Here is an 18260-nt window from a genome sequence, read left to right on the forward strand (position 1 = left end):
GCCTTTCAGATTTGAGCGACCTGCATGGGACGCGAGGCGGGAAGTTGCGGGGCTTTCCGGCGGCGACGTACCGATGCCTCGGCGTAGTAGGTCTCCACTTGCCGGGCGCGATGGTCGGAGGTGTGGTCGGCCAGGACGCGGCGCCGCGCGTTTTCCGCGATCGTGCGCCTTTGCTCCTCGGGCATGTCGCGCAGGATCTCCACGACGTCGCGGGGGCTCGATGCGAGCAGGATTTCCCGGGAAGGCTCGAAGACGGTCTCGATTCCAGGCCACCGGTCCGAGATGACGGGCGTGCCGCACGCGGCCGCTTCGAACAGCCGGACGCTGGGCGAGAAGCCGAGCGTGCGCATGTCGGCGCGGGTGGCGTTCAACGTAAAGCGTTGCTCTGCGTAAAATCGCGGATGATGTCTGGGCGTGAGGTGCTCGATCCGGGCGACATTGGCGGGCCAGACCACCTCATCAGGATATTGCGCCCCGGCGATGACGAATTGCTCGCGTGACAGAGTGCGAGCAGGGGCGAGCAGCAACTCCTCCAGAACCGGTTGCCGGTCCTCGCTGTAGGTTCCGAGATAGCCAAGTGCCCATTTCTTCTCCGCGCGCTGCGGCGCGTAGATGTCGGTGTCGGCACTGCAATACAGCACCCGAGCCAGCGGACTGCCATAGTTCTCCTCGATCATGCCGGGCACCGGGCCGCCGGCAAAAGACAAATAGAGGTCGAAGCGCGGGATCATCGCCGCGGAAAGATAGTCCAGGCCCTGCTCGAGCTTCGCAAGCGTGACCGGCGTGTCGATGTCGTAGAAGGCGGTAATCCCCCGGGCATGGGTCGTGATCCATTCAGAGATCGCGATGCCGTCGGGCACGTAGGAGCCGATGACCACCAGATCGGCGTCCCGGATCATCTTGCCGAAGCGCTGCGGGATGTCCTTCAAGGATTGATAAAGCTCGACGGTCCAACCGAAAGGTTTGGCAAGATCGCGATGCTCGCGATACCAGGGGACGTCGCGTTCGAGAAATGTGACGTGGTGACCTCGTCGTGCCAGGGCTTCGATCAGGGCGCGATAGGTCGTGGCATGACCATTGCCCCAGGACGAAGTAACCGAAAGACCGACGACGACGATGGTGAGGTTCATTCTGCTGCCTCGACTCGCGAACTGCTTGCGGCAAAGAGATCGTTGAACTGGCGCGCGCGCTGCCGGTAGGTGTGATGGCTCAGAATGCGCGCACGAGCCCGCGCTGCGATCGCCTGAGCCCGGTCGGGGCGCAGCGCGGCAAGATGCTCTGCGACCTCCGCCCCGCTCGCGGCCACAAGCACCTCGCGATCTGGCTCGAGAAAATGATCGATGCCGTCCCACTGGTCGGTGATCAGGCAGGCGCCGGCACCAATGGCTTCGAACACGCGTGTTGGCGGCGAGAAGCCGTAGCGCGCCATGCTGTCGCGATTGACGTTCAGCGTAGCCAGACCGGAGCCGAAAAACGCGTTGTGGTCGCCGGTCCCGACATGCCCGACCTTGTGCAGATTGGCTGGCGTGTCTTTGGAGTCCCACCCCGATCCACCGAGCACGAACGTCTTGTCAGGCAATTGGCGTGCGACGTCGAGAAAGAACCGCTCGACGCGCTGCTCGCGATCAGGGAGGCGGTTTGCCAGTAAGCTCAGATCGCACGTGAAGCGCGCATTGGGCGGCGCCGGAAAGTGCGTGGCGGGGTCGAGCGCATTGTAGATAGGCACGCAGTCTCGCGCGCCGATGCCGCGATAAGCGGATACGACGGCATCGCCGCCGCCATAGGTCAAAACCATGTCGTAGGACCGGATGGCATGGCGCAGATGATGGTCTGGATTGTCCGCCACCGACTCCAGCGTCGCGGGGGCGTCGACGTCCCAGTAGATGCGCATTGCATTCGACGGAATTTCGGCGACCGCGTTCTCCAGCTCCTGATCGAAGACGCCGACGCCGCTGGCCTTGACCAGCATGTCGGCCGAGCGGGCGGCTTCCTCAAGCGAGCTTCGCCAGCCGTCGGGCTTTGCGGCGTAGACCACCACCTTCGCCCAGTCGGGATCGTCGATGTCGCGATGGGCCTGTCGCTCGAAGGCATCCGGCTCGTAGAATGTGACGTCGTGGCCGAGGGCCGCAATCTCCTTCAGCATGCCGCGGTAATAGGTGGCGGCACCGTTCCAGTAGGATGAGACGAGGCTGGATCCGAAGAAGCAGATCTTCATGCGGAGGCTCCGATGTATCGCAGGGGCTGTGTGGAGTGGCCTGTGGCCCGGAGGTCCTGCACGATGCCGACAAGCTGCTCCGCCCGGTGACGGCAGGTGTGACGCTCCTTGATGGTCCGGAGTCCGGTCTCCACCGTGGCGGACCACAACTCTCGGTCCTCGAGCAGCGCACGAAGCGCCCGCTTCATTTCGGTGCCGTCGGAAGCGCTGAGATAGGCACCTTCCGGGAACAGGCCTTCCGCATCCGACCAGGGGGCCGAGACCAGAGGAATGCCGCAGGCCATCGCCTCGAAGACGCGAATGGTCGGAATGCCCGGAAGCAAGCGGACATAGGGGCCACGGGGAACGTGGACAGTCGCGCGTGCGCCGGCGAAAGCAATGGGGGCCCAGTGTGCGGGCAGCCAGCCGCCATACCGAATGCCTGCCGCCTGAATGGTCGCGAGGGCTGCGTCCGAATAGCGGACGCCATAGACCCCCGCGCGCAGCTTCAGCTCGGCCACGGGTTCGACCAGAAATTCGTTGAGCTCGGCGCTGCGTTCGCCATCGCCCCAATTGCCGATCCACACGACATCGTCGGTGCGCTCGACATGCGGCAGCGGATGATACAAGGCGACGTCGGCCGCCTCATGCCAGGTGAAGGCCCGGTCGGCCCAGCCGAGCTTTAGATAGATTTGGCGAAGCACCTCGCCGAAGGCGAGCACACCGTCGAAGCCGTCGAGGTCGAACTGCGCAAGTTCGTCCGGTGCGCTGACGGCGCGATGATGGGTGTCGTGGAACAGCAGCGTGAATGGAGCGCCGTGAGCCCGTCTCGATCCGATGTCTGCGATCAGATCAGGCGAATTCCATTCGTGGACGACGACGAGATCGGCGCCGTGCAAGGCTTCATCGAGATCAAGGGAGGCGTCGTAACGGCGGATGCCGATTCCGGGAAACAGCGCTGGAATATCCTCCATCGTTTGACTGCCACCCTCGCGGATCGCATTCAATCGACTCCAGCCGTCGATCGGCTCGAACACGACAACCTCGTGACCGAGCGCGTGAAGTTCGCGGGCGTAGCCACGCAGGAAATGGGCATTGCCGTTGTTCCAGCAGGAGGTGAACGCGTGGTAGAACAGAACGCATTTCATGCGCGTACCTCCATGGGGGCGGGCGCGTGATGGACGGGAAGCAGCTCCTCGTAGAGGCTGAGATAGGCGCTCGTGGTTCGGGCCAGCGAGTAGGTCAGGGAATGCTCAAAGGCGGCACGTTGCAGCCGCACCCGCTCGCGATCGTCGGTGCACAGACCTGCGAGCGCTCGATGCAGCGCCTTGCTGTCGGTGGGATCGACGAACAGCGCGGCTCCGCGCCACAATTCCCTGAAAGTGGGAATGTCGGACAGGACGAGGGCGCATCCCGCGGCCGCGGCTTCCAGAACGGAGAGGCCGAACGGCTCATAAAGCGCGGGGCTGGCAAAGATGGCGACGTGCTGCAAGTGCGCGCGCATGGCGTCGTGAGGCAAATGCCCGAGCCAGGTGACGGAAGCCGAAGGGCACTCGTTCGCCGGCCCGGCAACCTGAACGGGCCAGTCCAGCCCAGGCGCCGCGGCTGCTAGGACCTCGATGTTCTTGGCGCGGTCCCAGAGCCGGCCCGCCGCAAAGATCATGTCTTGCTTCCATCCTGCAAAACCGTGAGAGCCAATTCCATTCCAGATCACGATGCCGCGCGAGCGAGGCCGATAGATTTCCGCAATGTCATCGTGGAAGGACTGGCTGGGACAAACCCAGACCTGTGCGGTGTCGAGTGCGGCCGTCACCCGTTCGGTGTAGCGGCGCCATTTCGGTTCGCCGAGCCAGTTTGTATCGCGGCAGGCGAGCCCCCAGGAGTTGACGCAGGAATGCGCGACGACCACCACCGGCGCGTGCCAGGCGAAGGTCGCCTCGCGAAAGCTGTTGAGGTGAACGACGTCAGGCCCGATACTGGCTTCGAGCTTCGCAAGGACGCGCCTGGCCTGCGACAGATCTTGTCCTTCCGGATCCTGCCATTCGAGCGCAAGGTCCGTTTCGATCAGGCGGACCCGCGAGCCACGCAGCATCGCAAGCTGGCCGGCCCGCGCGCGCGGACCCATCGTCACCAGGGTGACGTCGGCGCCCTTCGCTGCAAGGGACGAAGCAAGAGATGACGAATAGGTCCAGACGCCTCCGACGGTGTCGGTCGTCATCAGGATCCTGAGCTGCGAGCTGCGGCTCATGATGGCACCTGCAGTTCGAGAGTCTCGAGCGGCACCGGGCGATCGTTCTGCACGTCGCTGAACTGGTCGAACATCGCGAGATAGTGCCGGTGTGCGCGCTCCCAGGCGAAATCGTCGGGCTCGCCCCACAGCTTTCGATAATCCGGCGAGCCCGGATAGGGATACAGCGGGACCGGATCGTTGGCCCAGATGCCGGCATCCTGCATGGTGTGGCGCCAGCGCTGCACGACGGGATCATCATCCTCGGGGACTTCAATCAAATTGGCCTGCACGAAAGGAACGTGACGGCGCGCTTCGACCAGCCGTTCGGCAAGCTGGTCGGTCGTCATCTTGCAGTTCTTGGCGAGCGCGGCGCGACCCTCGACCGTGAGGCTCTCGATGCCGGCTTCAATCGAGACGCAGCCGGCGCGGCCGAGCAGAGCCAGCATGTCCGGCTTCCAGAGGTCGATGCGGGTCTGCACTCCGAACTTCAGCCCGCGTGTGGTCAACCCTTCCAGCAGTTCCGCGTTCGGAAGGAAAATCTCGTCGATGAAATAGACATACTCGATGCCCCGATGACGCAGGCCGTCGATCTCTTCGAGAACGATGGAGGCAGGTCGCTTGCGGTAGGCGTTGCGGAAGTTCTCCTTGGCGCAGAACGTGCAATTGTACGGACACCCCCTGGACGCCTCGACCTCGGCGCCCGGTGCCTGCGGCTCGGCTTCGAAACGGTGGTGGTGATGGTGGTGCCGCCGGATCATCTCCTCCGGCCAGTCGAGCGGCGGCTGATCCTTGAATGCGACCGCCTGCGGGCCGCCATTGACGCGGAGCGATGCGCCATCGGCGAAGCACAGGCCCGGAAAGTCCCGCTCGCCATTGGCGAGACGCAGCAAGGACGCCTCGCACTCGCCCATCACGACGATGTCGGTGCCGAGCTTTCGAAGCGCGGTCCTTGGCACAGTCGAGCCATGCGGGCCCACCGCGATGAGGATCGGAGCCAAATCGCGCACCGCCATCGCGAGCTCCTGTGGAACGCGGAGCTCGGGAGGGGCACAGCGCCAGAACAGATAGGTCGGTGCCGTCGTGATGACGATCTGGTCGGGGCCGAACGCGCGCAGCTCGGCCTCGATGTCGGCGAGAGAAAGGTCGAACATGTGGGCATCGAGCAGCAGCGTCTTGTGCCCAGCCGCCTTCAAATAATGCTCGGAGATCCCGAGTTCGAGCGGAAGGTGAGGGGATCGGCAGCCAAAATAGATGCTGCCGCCAAAATCCCAATTGGGGTTGATAAGGGCAACACGCGTCATGCCAGCGCCTCGCGGTTGCCTTGTGACGATCCGAACCGGCCGTCCAGCCAGGTGTGAAGGGATCGGAGGCCTTCTGCGAACGAAACCTGAGGCGCCCAGCCGAGCGCACTGGAGAGCGCGCGCGTGTCGGTCACGTACCAGGGCTGATCGCCGGGCCTCCAATTGGCAAAGCGATAGGCCACCTTGCGGCCGGTCAGATCGGTGATGCGGTCGATCAATTCCAGCAGACTGATCGCGTTGGCCGGACCGCCGCCGAGATTGAATACGCGTCCACGGGCGAGCGCGATGCCATCGAGCACGGCGAGCCAGGCCGAGGCCGCGTCGGAGACGTGAAGCGCATCGCGGACCTGATGGCCGTCGCCATAGATCGTCAGCTCTTTGCTGCGGATGGCGCTCAGCAGGAAATGCGCGATCCAGCCCTGATCCTCCGTGCCGAATTGACGGGGCCCATAGATACAGCTCATCCGCATCACCGCGGTCTGGAGGCCGTAGACCCGCGCATAGTCGTGAACGTATTGATCGGCCGTTCCCTTGGAGCATCCATAGGGGCTGTAGAAGTCGAGCGGCGCATTTTCCGAGATGCCGCCGGCGAGCAGGCCGCTTGTCGGCGTGTAGCGGCGGCCGGTGAGCGCGATGTCGCCATCGTCGATCAGGCGTCCGTAGACCTTGTTGGTCGAGGCGAACACGATCGGCGCGGCGTTGTTGTGGAGGCGCACGGCTTCGAGCACGTTCAATGTGCCCCGCGCGTTGATCTCGAAATCGGCGGCCGGATCGCTCACGCTGTCGGTGACGGCGACCTGGGCGGCCAAATGCAGCACGGCGCGGGCTTCGCGTACGGCGTCGATCACCGGGATCGGCTCGCGAATGTCGGCCACGGTGATCGTGACCCGGTCGCCATGCCGGGACTTCAGCCACTGCGCATTCTCCCGCACGCCGGCGCGGGCGAGGTTATCCAGGATCAGCACCGGCTCGCCGCGCTCCGCCAGTCGGTCGGCGAGATTGCAGCCGATAAACCCGCAGCCGCCGGTGATCAGGACGGGTCTGTTGTCTCGTTTACTCATCACGCGACCAATCCTCGTTGCTGCAGCTCCTTGGTGGCCCGCTCCGCCTGATCGTCAGCGATCTGGTCGGCGAGATATTCCGCCAGCTCTTCGAGCCCATCCCTGAATGCGACGCGAGGCTCGAAGCCGAGCACGTCACGGGATTTTCCCATGTCGGCGAAGCAGTGCCGGATATCCCCGGCGCGATACTTCCGCGTCAGCTCGGGCGCAATGTCGCGGCGCCCCATGACTTCGGCCAGATCCTCCGCGACCGATAGAATGGTGCGACTCTGGCCGGAGCCGACGTTGAAGACGTCCTGCGCGTGCTCCGCCTCCAGCGCCATCCGGCAGGCGCGGGCGACGTCATGCACATGGACGAAATCGCGGCGTTGCCGGCCGTCCTCGAAGACGAGGGGAGGGCGGCCGTTGAGCAGCCGGGCGGCAAAGATGGCCAGCACGCCGGTGTACGGATTGGACAGGGCCTGACGCGGTCCGAACGCATTGAAGAAGCGTAGCGCCACCGTCGGGATGCCATAAGCCTTGCCCGTGATCAGGCACATGCGCTCTTGCGCATATTTGTTGAGCGCGTAGATCGAGCTCAGCGAAGGCTGCTTTGTCTCCGGCGTGGGAACGGGATCGAGCGGGTTGCCGGCTGCATCGTGCAGCTCCCAATCGCCGCGGCGAAGCTGCTCGACCGCGCGCTCCTCGCAGGCGACCACACTTTGATCGGCGCTCCGGTAAAGGCCCTCGCCGTAAATGCTCATGGACGAGGCCACCACGAGCCGCGCGACCGGGCGCTTGGATAGTGCCTGCAACAGCACGGCGGTACCGAGCTCGTTGGTTCTGACATAGGGTTCGATGTCGTACATGCTCTGGCCGACGCCGACTGCTGATGCGAGATGCAGCACCATGTCGGTGCCGCGCAACGCATGATCGACCGCGAGGGCGTCGGTGACGTCACCGACGATGAGCTCCGCGTCTTTGGCAAGGTAAGCGGGGCGCTGGCGGTTGCCTCCGTGGACTTGCGGCGAGAGATTGTCGAGCAGGCGGACTTCATAGCCGGCCGCCAGCAGCGCGTCGGCTGTATGCGACCCGATGAATCCCGCACCTCCAGTGATCAATACTCGCGTCATTCACCGCTCCGTGCCGCCGTGAGATCGATCCTGCGGGATCAATCCGTGATGAGAATGAAAGCGCGCTGCTATTCTGGTCGGGCGACCGGCGCGCCAGTCACATTTGGAATTAGAAGCGATGCAAGGAATGTTCGTTCCTGCGAAACCTACAAACGAATATTTCTCTAACCTGGATCAATAACCCAGGTGAATCTGCCGGGTGCAGCGGGCTAAAAATGCACGCCGTGAACCGGCGCCTGCAGTTCGAGATGGCTCGCAACCGTCGCGCCGATGTCCGCAAATCCGGCGCGCTTGCCGATCGGAGAAATTGAGCGCGCGCTCCACGTCAGAATCGGCACTTGTTCCCGCGTGTGGTCGGTACCGCTCCAGGTCGGGTCGCAACCATGATCAGCCGTGATGATCAGGAAGTCATCATCGCGCAGGCGGTTCAGCAGATCCGGAACGCGCGCATCGAACGTTTCGAGCGCCGCTGCATAGCCGGTGACGTCGCGCCGATGGCCGTACAGCGTGTCGAAATCGATGAAGTTGGCAAACAATATCCCGCCCTCCGCGAGAGAGGCCAACCCATCGAGCGTGGCATCGAACAGCGCCTGGTTGCCATCGCCGCGCAGGTTCCTCCCGGTCCCGCGATGGGCGAAGATGTCGTCGATCTTGCCGATCGTGACGATGTCACGGTCTGCACTTTCGGCAAGATCGAGGATCGTCCGCTCCGGCGGCGGGACGGAAAAGTCCTTCCTGTGCGATGTCCGCTTGAAGCCACCTGCCGACGTACCGATGAAGGGACGTGCGATGACGCGCCCGATGTTGAGGGGATCGACCAGTCCGCGGGCAATGCGGCAGACCTCATAGAGGCGTTCGAGTCCGAACGTCTCCTCGTGCGCTGCGACCTGAAACACGCTGTCGGCCGATGTATAGCAGATCGGTTCGCCCGTTCTGATGTGACGCTCGCCGAATTCGGCGATGATCTCTGTGCCGGAGGCGTGACAGTTCCCGAGGATGCCGGGCAAGCGAGCCTGTTCGCACAGCCTCTCCATCAGGTCGCGCGGGAAGCACGGTTTGGTTCTTGGAAAATAGCCCCAGTCGAACGGCACCGGCACGCCGGCGATCTCCCAATGGCCGGATGGCGTGTCCTTGCCTTTGGAGATCTCGCTCGCGCAGCCAAATCGCGCATGCTCAGGACGGCCATCGAGCCCCGGCGGTACGCGCCCGGTGGCGAGACGGCAAGCTTGGCCAAGGCCGAGCGCAACCAGATTGGGAAGCCGAAGCGGCCCCTCCCGGCCTGGTCCGTCGGCAGTGCCGGCCATGCACATGTCAGCAATGTGGCCGACGGTATCGGCACCCTCGTCGCCGTAATTGATGGCATCGGGAGCGGCGCCGATCCCGACGGAGTCCATCACCAGGATCAGGGCACGCATGTCGGCTCCGAGATGGCTGGGCGGGAAGACGCTGCCGACGGCGCGAGTCCGGTTATCGCGCAATAGCGTTCGACCATCTGTGCGCAGAAATCCGCGAACTCGTTGACGTCGAGGGGCGGGCTGGTGTGATGAGGTTCGATACCTCGATGTTCCGGGGTGAAGCAGAAGGTCACGGTGACCTGAAACTCGGCCAGCGCGTCCATCTGCCGATCAAACCAGGCGAGCGCGTTGGGGCGGAAGCTGTCGGCCCAGGACAGGCCGGTCCTGAGATGCTGCACGCCGAGCCGGCGCATCCAGCGCACGGCGTCGTCGAGGCGGTGGTCCTCGAAGTGAAACCACTGGCACAGGCCCATCGCGGGTGCATATTGGGCGAAAAGGTCCGCCGAGGCTTTCGGCGTTCCGTCCTCGCGCAGCAGCCCCATGTGGAAGTGCCGATAGTACGACGAGCCTTCAGCTTCCTTGTGCCGCGTGGTCGCCTCCCAGCTCGAAGGAAGATCGTAGAGGCTGTACCAGTGAATCCGCGGCACCCGGCCGATCAACAACTCCGCCGTTCGGGTCAGTCCCCAGGCCTGCACCTCCTCGGCACCGAAGGACGAGACTCCCACCTCGCTCACCCACACCGGCAGGGAAGTGACGGCCTTGATCTCGTCGAGCTTGGCCGGCCATTCCGAGATCTGCCACAGGTTCCAGTCCAGCGGAAAGCCGTGCACGGCCACGGCATCGACATGATCGAGCACGCCGCGCGCCTGCATGTTGCGGATGAAGGACGGATCGATCGGCGATATACCGCCAAGCACACGCGGCAGTGTGGGATGCGCACTGCGGATCGCCTTTCCCGCAGCGAGCGCCAGGCTCGCGAACATGGTCCAATCCGGATCGATCAGGATGTCCCAGTGCGACTTGTTGTTGGGCTCGTTCCAGATCTTGGCGGCTTCGATCATCGGCCGGTCTCCCGCGACGGATAGACCGGACCTTCCGCCTGCGGCCTTGCTACGCGCTTGCAGAGATAGACTTCCTCTTCCGGATGCGCCGCGATCGCAAAGCCGGCGCTGCGCAGCATGGCTTCGGCGCAGGCGCGGTTCGGCACCCACCAATTGGTGGGGTCGTCGGCATATTTGTTCTCGATGAAGTGCAGCTTTGGATAGCCCGGGGAATCGAACTGATCGGTGGTCCAGAAGTCGTAGTTCTTGTCGAGCGGATCCACGCGGCTGTCGCCGCGCTGCATCGACTGGAACAGCAGGAGATCGCTGGCCACGTGCTCGTGGATCAGGTCGAGTGCTAGCAGAGGGTGCCGCAGGTGATAGAGCACGCCCATGAAGATCACGAGATCGAACTTTTCGCGCAGCTGTCCGACATCGTAGGCTGACATCTTGCGGAATTCGATCCTGAGCCCGTTCACCTCAGCCGCGAAGCGCGCTTGCGCGAGATATTCGTCGTCAGTGTCCAGGCCGAGGACGCGCTCGGCGCCGCGTCGCTTCATCTCCATGGCGTAGAAACCGGCATTGCAGCCGATATCGAGCACGGTCTTGCCTTCGAGGCGGTCCGGGATGATCCCGGAGAAGCGGCGCCATTTCACGTTGGGATAGTCGCCGAGAAAGTGTGAAGGCGCTGTCGGCACGCCGTTGAGGTCCAGATTGTGAAACCATGGCCCGAGCGCATCGACGCGCTGGCGGATTTCCTCCCGGGAGAGGGCGCCACTGCTCATGCGGTCACTCCATTGTTCATTGCCCGGGCTGGGCGGGCTGCCTCCGGCGAACCGCCGGCCAGTAGTCGAGAGCGTCCGTTCCCGGGAGAGCTTTCCGCGAGCAACGCCATTGCTGTCCGGTAGCCGTCGATGGTGCCGACGTCGACATAGGATTCGCCGGCCTTGACGCCGAGACCCTGGCCGCCGGCCGCGATGTAGGCATTGACGAGCGTCCCGAAATATTCATCCCGGCGCTCGCGCTTTGTCCACAACGACTGGAGTTCGCGAAATCCGTTGCCGGACATCTTGAATGCGCCCCATATCCATTTCGACGCCGCATCCGGCCGCTTGACCTGGATCTCCGTGACGCGATCGCCCTCGAGCACGACGGCATCGAAGAACTCGGGGTGTTCAACCGGAAACAGCAGAAACGACAGGTCAGCGGCCGGCAATGCCTGCAAGGCCGCCTTCGGGAACCAGACCGTATCCGGAAGTCCGACCAGGATGTCTTCGTCGTGGCCAACGACCGTGCCCGCCCTGAACACGGCATCGCACAGCCCCGACGCATCGGGCTGCACGACATAGGCGAGCTGGGCGCTGCCATAATGATCGCCGAAATATTCAAGGATGTCCGATTTGCCGGGGGAGATCACGAAGCAGATCTTGTCGGCCCCCCCAAGGATCAGCCGCTCCAGCAGATATTCGGAGACGGCGCACGGACGATCGATGCCGTCGTCCCGTTGGCTTCCGACCGGAAGCAACTCCTTGGAGAAGGCGAGCGGCTGGATGCGGCTGCCGCGGCCCGCGGCCGGAACGATGCCCCACATGATCAGGCCTCCTCGGGTTGCTGTCGGCGTGCGCCGAGGGATGCCGTCTGCTCGAGCAGCGAAATCAGTTCGGCTGCGCGCTTGTCGGATGTGTGCTGATCCATGGTCCGTTCATATGCGCGCCCGGCGATGTGCTGAAGCTCGGCGTCGGCCATCGTCAACGCGGCAAGCGTGTCCTTCGCATCGCGTGCGATCAGGATCTCCTGCCCGGGTACAAAGAATTCATCGAGTCCCGGCCAGTCGTCGCTGAGCAGCGGGGCCTTGCAGGCAGCGGCTTCGAACAGGCGGCCGGAGGGGCACCAGCCCATCTCCGCCATGGCCCGGCGCGTGACGTTAAGTGTCAGCCGGGACGACGCAAAGAACGACGCGTGCTCAGACGGCGGCAAGTGCTGCACGAAGTAGATGTTTGGCGACCAGGGAAAATCCTCCGGGTACTGTGCACCCCCGATCAGGAAGCGCCGATCCTGCCTGCTGCGTGCGGGTTCGACGAACAGAGCCTCGAGCGCGCGCTGGCGATCCTGCGAATATGTGCCGAGATAGGACAGATCCGCACGGTAATGCGGCTGCGACGGCACCGGTCGATGGGTGTCCGTATCGACATGGCCGTAGAGCGGGCGGACATTGCAAGCGCCGAGCCTGTCGCGAAATTCGTTGCAGATGCGGGAACCGCCGGTGAAGCTCAGCACCAGTGCGAAATCCCGCAGGCCGCGCGGCCCGATATAGGGAACGGCCTCGCCAGCCATGAGCTTCGCCAGCGTGACCGGCGTATCGAGATCGTAGAACACGGGCACCGCACGACCCTCGGACAGGACGAGCTCCGTCGCGGCGATCGCGTCGGGACAATAGGAGGTCACGATCGCGACATCGGCATCGCGAATGTCGCTGCGCGCCAAAGGAAGCACATCGTCCCAGTTTGAAAACAGGCGCAAGTGCCCACCGGGCAGTTCGTGCAAATCCCGCGCGCCGGCGTAGTAGGGCACGTCGCGCTCGAAAAAGACCACGCTGTGGCCGGCTCGCGCGAGATGCTTGCAAAGCCCTCGCCACAAGGTGGCGTGACCGTTGCCCCAGGATGAGGAAATTGTCAGGCCGAAAATAACGATCTTCACGCTGGCACCCGCTGGTTGATCCCGGTGATCTTGATTCCGCGATTGTCGACGCTGAGGGTGCTGACGCTGCCGGGATCGATCTCGATCGAGAGGAAGTCGTCGAGCTCTTTCCGGGAATAATGCAGCAGCGCCGCGCGGATCGGTTCGGCATGGCTGACGGCGACGACGACCGTGCCGCTACCATGATCATTGCGCAGCTGCTCCAGATGGGCGACGACGCGCTTCTGGAGCGACCGCATGCTTTCGCCGCCCGGCGGGCGGTTCGTTCCGCGTTGTTCGTTCCAGCGCGACCATCGGGGGGCCCGGGCGAGCGCCTCGAACGACAGTCCGGTCCATTCGCCGTAGTCGAGCTCGTCGAGTGCCGGCACGATCTCGACCGGCAAGCCGAAGTGCGCCGCCAGGATGCAGGCCGACTGCATGCAGCGCCGCTGCGGGCTCGACTGAACCATGCTCGGCGGCGGCGTGAAGGTATCAGCACATCGCGCGATTTGCTCGCAGCCGAGATCATCGAGCTCTACGCCCTTCATCCGCCCACAGAGCGTGCGGCCGAGCAGGGCATGGTGCCCGTGGCGGATCAGATGAATGATCTTCGCCATCAGGTGTACGCCTTGTCGTCAATGAAGGCGCGCGTTCGCCGTCCGGCTTCCTCGTCGGTGAACTGCTGAGGCGGCGACTTCATGAAATAGCTCGAAGGGCCCGTCAGCGCGCCGGCCTGCCCGCGGTCCATGGCAAGCTTGGCGCAGCGGACCGCGTCGATCACGACGCCCGCCGAGTTCGGGGAGTCCCAGACCTCGAGCTTGACTTCGGCGCTCAAGGGAACACCGCCGAACGTCGTGCCCTCCAGGCGGATAAAGGCCAGCTTTCGGTCGGTCAGCCACGGCACATGGTCGCTCGGGCCGACATGGATATTGTCGGCATCCATGGGCACATCGAACTGGCTGGTCACGGCCTGGGTTTTGGAGATCTTCTTTGACGTCAGCCGCTCGCGCTCGAGCATGTTCTTGAAATCGGTGTTGCCGCCCACATTGAGCTGGTAGGTTCTGTCCAGCCGCACGCCGCGTTCGCGGAAAAGATTGGCGAGCACACGGTGCAGAATGGTGGCGCCGACCTGGCTCTTGATGTCGTCGCCGACGATCGGCAGGCCTGCATCCTCGAAACGCCGCCGCCAGTCGGGATTCGAGGCAATGAAGACCGGGATGCAATTGACGTAGCCGCAGCCGGCCTCGATCGCGCGCGCGGCGTAAAATTCGCTCGCGCGCTGCGAACCGACGGGAAGATAGGACACAAGCACGTCCGTCCGCGATGTCGCGAGCACTTCGGAGACGTCGGCTTCCGGGACATCCGCGATCGGAACGTCGTCCTTGAGATATTGGCCGACGCCGTCCATGACCGGGCCGCGTTGGACCACGACGCCGGTGGGCGCGACGTCGGAGAAGCGGTGGGTGTTGTTCGGCGCTGCGAAGATCGCCTCGGCCACGTCGCGTCCGACCTTGCCGGCATGGACGTCGAAGGCCGACGAGACCTGAATGTCGCTGATGTGGTAGCCGCCGAGATCGGCGTTCATCAACCCAGGTACCGGCTCATTCGATTTGGCGTCGCCGTAATAGGAGAGCCCCTGAACGAAGGAGCTCGCACAATTGCCGACACCGACGATGCCGACGCGCACACGCCGCCTGTCCTGAAGACGAGAATGCATGGATCGAGGCCCTCCGGAAGACGTGCAGCGTTGAAGTTATGCAGTGTTGAAGACTTGCAGTGTTGACGTAAGTACGTCGGCGAACGTGAGGAACGTATGTTCGTTCCTGAACTCACGGCACTATGTCCGCCTCACGTCGGATTTCGGCCGAAAAAATTGCGCGCGCTTAACCTGGGATAGAATCCCGGGCAGGTTGGCGGGAACGAAACGCTGCCATGATGAAGATGAAGAAGATGATGCTTTGAGAGAGTCCGGCCTACAAAAGAACAAATCCTCGCGTCCGGCGTTCACGGCGAAACAGTCTGACGCGACGACCTAACCGTCGCTTGCTCTTTGTCAGAAATCGAGGTGTCACATGTCATCCAAATCACAAACCAGCGAAGCCCAGCAGACCACCAGCCATGACGTGATCCGGAAATGGGCGGAGGAGCGCGGCGGAAAGCCCGCGACGGTCAAGGCTACCGAGGAGGACGGACACGCCGGCATCCTGCGCATCGATTTCGATCCGCCCGACGAAGGGCTCGACCGGATCGGCTGGGACGAATTCTTCACCAAGTTCGACGAGGCCGGCATTGCCTTCCTCCACCAGGACCAGACCAAGGACGGTAAGCCGAGCCGCTTTCACAAATTCGTGCGACGCTAGTTGGATCACCACGTGTCGGGCAGCTGGACCGAGGCGATGCGGGCAGGCGAGTTCGAACGCGCCTGGGCGATCAATGACCGCGATCTGACGGTGCTTGCGTATCCCCCCAAGCATACCGGGCCTCGTCACCTCCAGCGCATCTGGCGCGGCGAGGAGCTGAGGGGCAAGGATGTACTGGTCCGCTGTTACCACGGGCTCGGCGACACCATCCAGTTCCTGCGCTTCATGCGGCCGCTTCGTGGCGTCGCGCGCCGCGTCACGGTCTGGTGCCAGAGCGAGCTTCGGCCGCTGGTTGAGCGAGCGGCCGGCGTCGATCGGGCCTTTGCGCTCCACGACGGTGCACCTGACGTCGACTTCGAGGTCGATATCGAGATTATGGAGGTGCCGCATGCCATAAGGGCGAGGCGGGAGCAGGTCGAAATGCGCGCACCTTACGTTTCGCTGCCGTCGGCGATTGAGCTACCACTGCCACAAGGTCTTGCCGTCGGCCTGGTTTGGGAGGTTGGCAACTGGGACAAGCGAAGGACCATCCCGCCGTCCCTGCTAGGGCAACTTGCCGTGCCCGGCGTGACGCTCTGCTCACTGCAACGCGGGGCCCGGACGCGCGAGCTGGCCGAGATCGGCGCGAAGGACGTCAGTACGCCTGACGTTACGGTTCTCGGTCATCTCCTCCAGCGGCTCGATCTGCTCATTTGCGTCGACACCATGGTGGCTCATCTCGCGGGAGCACTCGGCTGTGACGCGTGGGTCTTGTTGCATGCGGATTGCGACTGGCGTTGGCCGTCATCCGAGTCCCATTCCCTTTGGTATCCGAGCCTGCGGCTGTTTCATCAGAGGACACCAGGCAATTGGGATAGCGTCCTTGGAGAGGTGCGGGAGGCCCTGATTGCACGCTCCGCAATCCACCAAGGTGTCGTCCGGAACGGGCTCAAGCGAGCGCAAGGTCCGCCGTAAGTGGCCTGAGACGCGAGGACGACGCATCGTCGCGGCTGGACGGAATGCCCAGGTAAGTCGGATCGAATCTTGCGAGCCGGACGAGGCCTGGCCAGTCCGTGATCGTTACCGTCTTACCCTGCCACTGCAGGAGATTGCATCGTCGGAGTTCCTGAATCGTGCGGTTGGCGTGGACCGGGGAGATGCTGCATGCTGCGGCAAGATCCGATTGGGTAAAGGGTGACGGCAGCCTGAGATCTCTCGCCAAGCCGACGCTTTGCAGGCGGGTGGTGATCTCGCACAGCAGATGCGCCACGCGCGTCAATGCATCACGGCTACCCAGGTTCACTGTCCAGTTGCGCTGAATGGCGTGGCTGGTGAGCAGCATCAGCAGCAATGCGCGAGCCATAGCGGGCGAACGCGCGGACAAATCGTGAAAAAAGCGGTGTGGCACGAGAGCGACGATGGCAGGCCCGAGCGCGATCAGGTTGCCGTCAACGCGAGGACGATAAAGCGTGTGTAGATCGGCGATGTCACCGGGAACATGGATTGATGTGATCTGCCCGTCCGCACTCTCTGCATCCTGCCAGGACAGATATCCCTGAAGGAGCAGGCAGCACTGGGTGGCATCATCGCCATGCCGCAAAACGGCCTGACGGGAACTGAGATGCGCGATTGTGCTTGCCATGTCCGCGAGCAGGTGGAGATCGTCGGCCGTTACGGGAGTGAGGCTCGCCAACCGGTCGGCGAGCTTGGAGAACGCAAATCCTGCCTGCATTGGTCGCCTAACAACTCAGAACCCGTCCCCAATCTGATCGATGAGAACGACAGAGCGCATTAAACTTTGATAGTTTCACTCCAAGCAGGTGATTGTTTGTCTGCCCAACGTGCGCCCAGAAGTCGGAAGGACCATCGGTCAAACAGTTCCGGAACAGTAGACGGCGCATGCGATCGTCCTCAAGGATCGGACGATTCGGGAACCGGGAGCGCGAGGCGCGCTCAGGCGAAGCATCTGTGTTCTCGCGGCGGGATTCGCGGAGATTGCGCTAGTCATGCTCATACTGTTCCGAGAGAAACTGATTGATCGCGTCGAACGCCTGCAACCGGTTCTTCTCCAGCAGAACCATGTGCGTGCCTTCGCCGATCTCGACCCATCGCCGATATCGCGCGTGTTTCAGTGAGAGGAAGAAGTCCTGCGCCGAGCTGATGGGCACGTCCCGGTCCCATTCGGCGTGGACCAGAAGCACCGGCACGCGAATGTCGCTGGCGTCGTAAAGGGCCTTGCCGGCGGCCCAGTATTCGCGGATGTCCAGGATCGGGCCGTTCACGGCACGCATGAGCGGACGAGCTCCTGCGCTGGCCTGCGGGTCTGTCGCGAGCGAGATGTTCGCCCACAGTTCGAAGCCGCCTGCCGGAATTAGACTTGATCGCGCTGCTTCCGGCGCTGCCGAAAGCCAGCGCTCTCTGAAGTCCAGAACAGGGACGTTGCGAAAGGCCCCGAGGCGGCCGCCCGCATCGATCGGAGCCGGGCCCTTCAGCAGCCACAGCGGCGCGACCAGCGCGAGCTTTACGATCTTGTCGTTATTGCCCGCCGTGTAAGCGCCGGCCACGGAGCCGCCCCAGGACATCGCGACCAGATTGAGCTGCATGATGTTGCGCTGCTTCAGGATGTGTTGAACTGCGCTGGCGAGATCGCGCACGCCCACCTCGGTGCGCACAAGCGGCTCTGAGTCCTCGGGCGCCACGTCCATTTGGAGCGGACGCGTCGATCCGCCATAGCCGCGCACGTCGAGTGCAAAGACGTCGTAGCCATGCCCCGCCAGATAATCCATGAAGGAGATGCCGCCGAGCGGCGCATCGAACAGACTTTCGGACGAATAGGTCGCGCCATGCATCATCAGGATGGTTCGCTCGGCGGAAAACGTCGTGAGCGCCGCGTGTCGCTTGTTGCGCAAGTGAAGCGAGATGCCGGCCGTGTCGCTCGGGATCATGAGATCCTCGACCACGATGTCGGGCCCGTGTGCCTGCGCGCAAGTTTGCTGGTCCATGATCGGTCTC

Annotated in this window: 18 protein-coding genes; 2 read left to right on the forward strand and 16 right to left on the reverse strand. The window is 63.5% G+C overall.

Features of this window, described 5'->3' with window-relative positions; genetic code table 11:
- Positions 1 to 5: 5 nt before the first annotated feature.
- The 14 genes from ACVIN2_RS32635 to ACVIN2_RS32700 all read right to left on the reverse strand — a co-directional run bounded on the left by ACVIN2_RS32635 (position 6) and on the right by ACVIN2_RS32700 (position 14626).
- Complete coding sequence (locus tag ACVIN2_RS32635; RefSeq protein ID WP_456768732.1) at positions 6 to 1130, reverse strand: CgeB family protein; 1125 nt, start codon at positions 1128 to 1130, stop codon at positions 6 to 8.
- Entirely contained in the window at positions 1127 to 2215 is a 1089-nt protein-coding gene (locus ACVIN2_RS32640) for a CgeB family protein (RefSeq protein WP_456768733.1), read from the reverse strand. Before ACVIN2_RS32640 ends, ACVIN2_RS32635 begins: the two co-directional genes overlap by 4 nt.
- The gene (locus tag ACVIN2_RS32645) at positions 2212 to 3342 is read right to left on the reverse strand and encodes a CgeB family protein (protein ID WP_456768734.1); all 1131 of its coding nucleotides are present in this window, start codon (positions 3340 to 3342) and stop codon (positions 2212 to 2214) included. Before ACVIN2_RS32645 ends, ACVIN2_RS32640 begins: the two co-directional genes overlap by 4 nt.
- Positions 3339 to 4442 carry a glycosyltransferase family 4 protein gene (locus ACVIN2_RS32650; RefSeq protein ID WP_456768735.1) on the reverse strand — a complete coding sequence of 368 codons (1104 nt, stop codon included), beginning with the start codon at positions 4440 to 4442 and terminating at the stop codon, positions 3339 to 3341. Before ACVIN2_RS32650 ends, ACVIN2_RS32645 begins: the two co-directional genes overlap by 4 nt.
- On the reverse strand, positions 4439 to 5725 hold the full coding sequence (locus ACVIN2_RS32655) for a TIGR04295 family B12-binding domain-containing radical SAM protein (RefSeq protein ID WP_456768736.1): 1287 nt from the start codon (positions 5723 to 5725) through the stop codon (positions 4439 to 4441). The genes ACVIN2_RS32650 and ACVIN2_RS32655 overlap by 4 nt, the downstream gene beginning before the upstream one ends.
- Positions 5722 to 6786: a GDP-mannose 4,6-dehydratase gene (locus ACVIN2_RS32660; RefSeq protein WP_456768737.1), complete on the reverse strand. Its 1065-nt coding sequence runs from the start codon at positions 6784 to 6786 to the stop codon at positions 5722 to 5724. Before ACVIN2_RS32660 ends, ACVIN2_RS32655 begins: the two co-directional genes overlap by 4 nt.
- Entirely contained in the window at positions 6786 to 7898 is a 1113-nt protein-coding gene (locus tag ACVIN2_RS32665) for an NAD-dependent epimerase/dehydratase family protein (RefSeq protein WP_456768738.1), read from the reverse strand. The genes ACVIN2_RS32660 and ACVIN2_RS32665 overlap by 1 nt, the downstream gene beginning before the upstream one ends.
- A 209-nt stretch (positions 7899 to 8107) precedes the next feature.
- The gene (locus tag ACVIN2_RS32670; RefSeq protein WP_456768739.1) at positions 8108 to 9313 is read right to left on the reverse strand and encodes a phosphopentomutase; all 1206 of its coding nucleotides are present in this window, start codon (positions 9311 to 9313) and stop codon (positions 8108 to 8110) included.
- Positions 9301 to 10254, reverse strand: coding sequence for a beta-xylosidase (locus tag ACVIN2_RS32675; RefSeq protein ID WP_456768740.1), 954 nt, complete (start codon positions 10252 to 10254; stop codon positions 9301 to 9303). The genes ACVIN2_RS32670 and ACVIN2_RS32675 overlap by 13 nt, the downstream gene beginning before the upstream one ends.
- The gene (locus ACVIN2_RS32680) at positions 10251 to 11018 is read right to left on the reverse strand and encodes a TIGR04290 family methyltransferase (RefSeq protein WP_456768741.1); all 768 of its coding nucleotides are present in this window, start codon (positions 11016 to 11018) and stop codon (positions 10251 to 10253) included. Before ACVIN2_RS32680 ends, ACVIN2_RS32675 begins: the two co-directional genes overlap by 4 nt.
- Entirely contained in the window at positions 11015 to 11824 is an 810-nt protein-coding gene (locus ACVIN2_RS32685) for a sugar phosphate nucleotidyltransferase (RefSeq protein ID WP_456768742.1), read from the reverse strand. The genes ACVIN2_RS32680 and ACVIN2_RS32685 overlap by 4 nt, the downstream gene beginning before the upstream one ends.
- Before the next feature lie 2 nt (positions 11825 to 11826).
- The gene (locus tag ACVIN2_RS32690; RefSeq protein WP_456768743.1) at positions 11827 to 12930 is read right to left on the reverse strand and encodes a CgeB family protein; all 1104 of its coding nucleotides are present in this window, start codon (positions 12928 to 12930) and stop codon (positions 11827 to 11829) included.
- The gene (locus tag ACVIN2_RS32695; protein ID WP_456768744.1) at positions 12927 to 13526 is read right to left on the reverse strand and encodes a histidine phosphatase family protein; all 600 of its coding nucleotides are present in this window, start codon (positions 13524 to 13526) and stop codon (positions 12927 to 12929) included. The genes ACVIN2_RS32690 and ACVIN2_RS32695 overlap by 4 nt, the downstream gene beginning before the upstream one ends.
- Complete coding sequence (locus ACVIN2_RS32700; protein ID WP_456768745.1) at positions 13526 to 14626, reverse strand: inositol-3-phosphate synthase; 1101 nt, start codon at positions 14624 to 14626, stop codon at positions 13526 to 13528. The genes ACVIN2_RS32695 and ACVIN2_RS32700 overlap by 1 nt, the downstream gene beginning before the upstream one ends.
- A gap of 355 nt (positions 14627 to 14981) precedes the next feature.
- Here ACVIN2_RS32700 and ACVIN2_RS32705 point away from each other — a divergent pair, with 355 nt between their 5' ends.
- Complete coding sequence (locus ACVIN2_RS32705; protein ID WP_247350305.1) at positions 14982 to 15269, forward strand: hypothetical protein; 288 nt, start codon at positions 14982 to 14984, stop codon at positions 15267 to 15269.
- On the forward strand, positions 15270 to 16223 hold the full coding sequence (locus ACVIN2_RS32710) for a hypothetical protein (protein ID WP_456768746.1): 954 nt from the start codon (positions 15270 to 15272) through the stop codon (positions 16221 to 16223). It begins immediately after the preceding gene.
- Here ACVIN2_RS32710 and ACVIN2_RS32715 read toward each other — a convergent pair.
- Together ACVIN2_RS32715 and ACVIN2_RS32720 are read right to left on the reverse strand one after the other, a co-directional pair.
- Positions 16198 to 16980 carry a Crp/Fnr family transcriptional regulator gene (locus tag ACVIN2_RS32715; RefSeq protein ID WP_456768747.1) on the reverse strand — a complete coding sequence of 261 codons (783 nt, stop codon included), beginning with the start codon at positions 16978 to 16980 and terminating at the stop codon, positions 16198 to 16200. The genes ACVIN2_RS32710 and ACVIN2_RS32715 overlap by 26 nt on opposite strands.
- A gap of 268 nt (positions 16981 to 17248) precedes the next feature.
- Positions 17249 to 18250: an alpha/beta hydrolase gene (locus ACVIN2_RS32720; RefSeq protein WP_456768748.1), complete on the reverse strand. Its 1002-nt coding sequence runs from the start codon at positions 18248 to 18250 to the stop codon at positions 17249 to 17251.
- Positions 18251 to 18260 lie beyond the last annotated feature (10 nt).

This window comes from Bradyrhizobium sp. USDA 3650, from assembly GCF_054057395.1.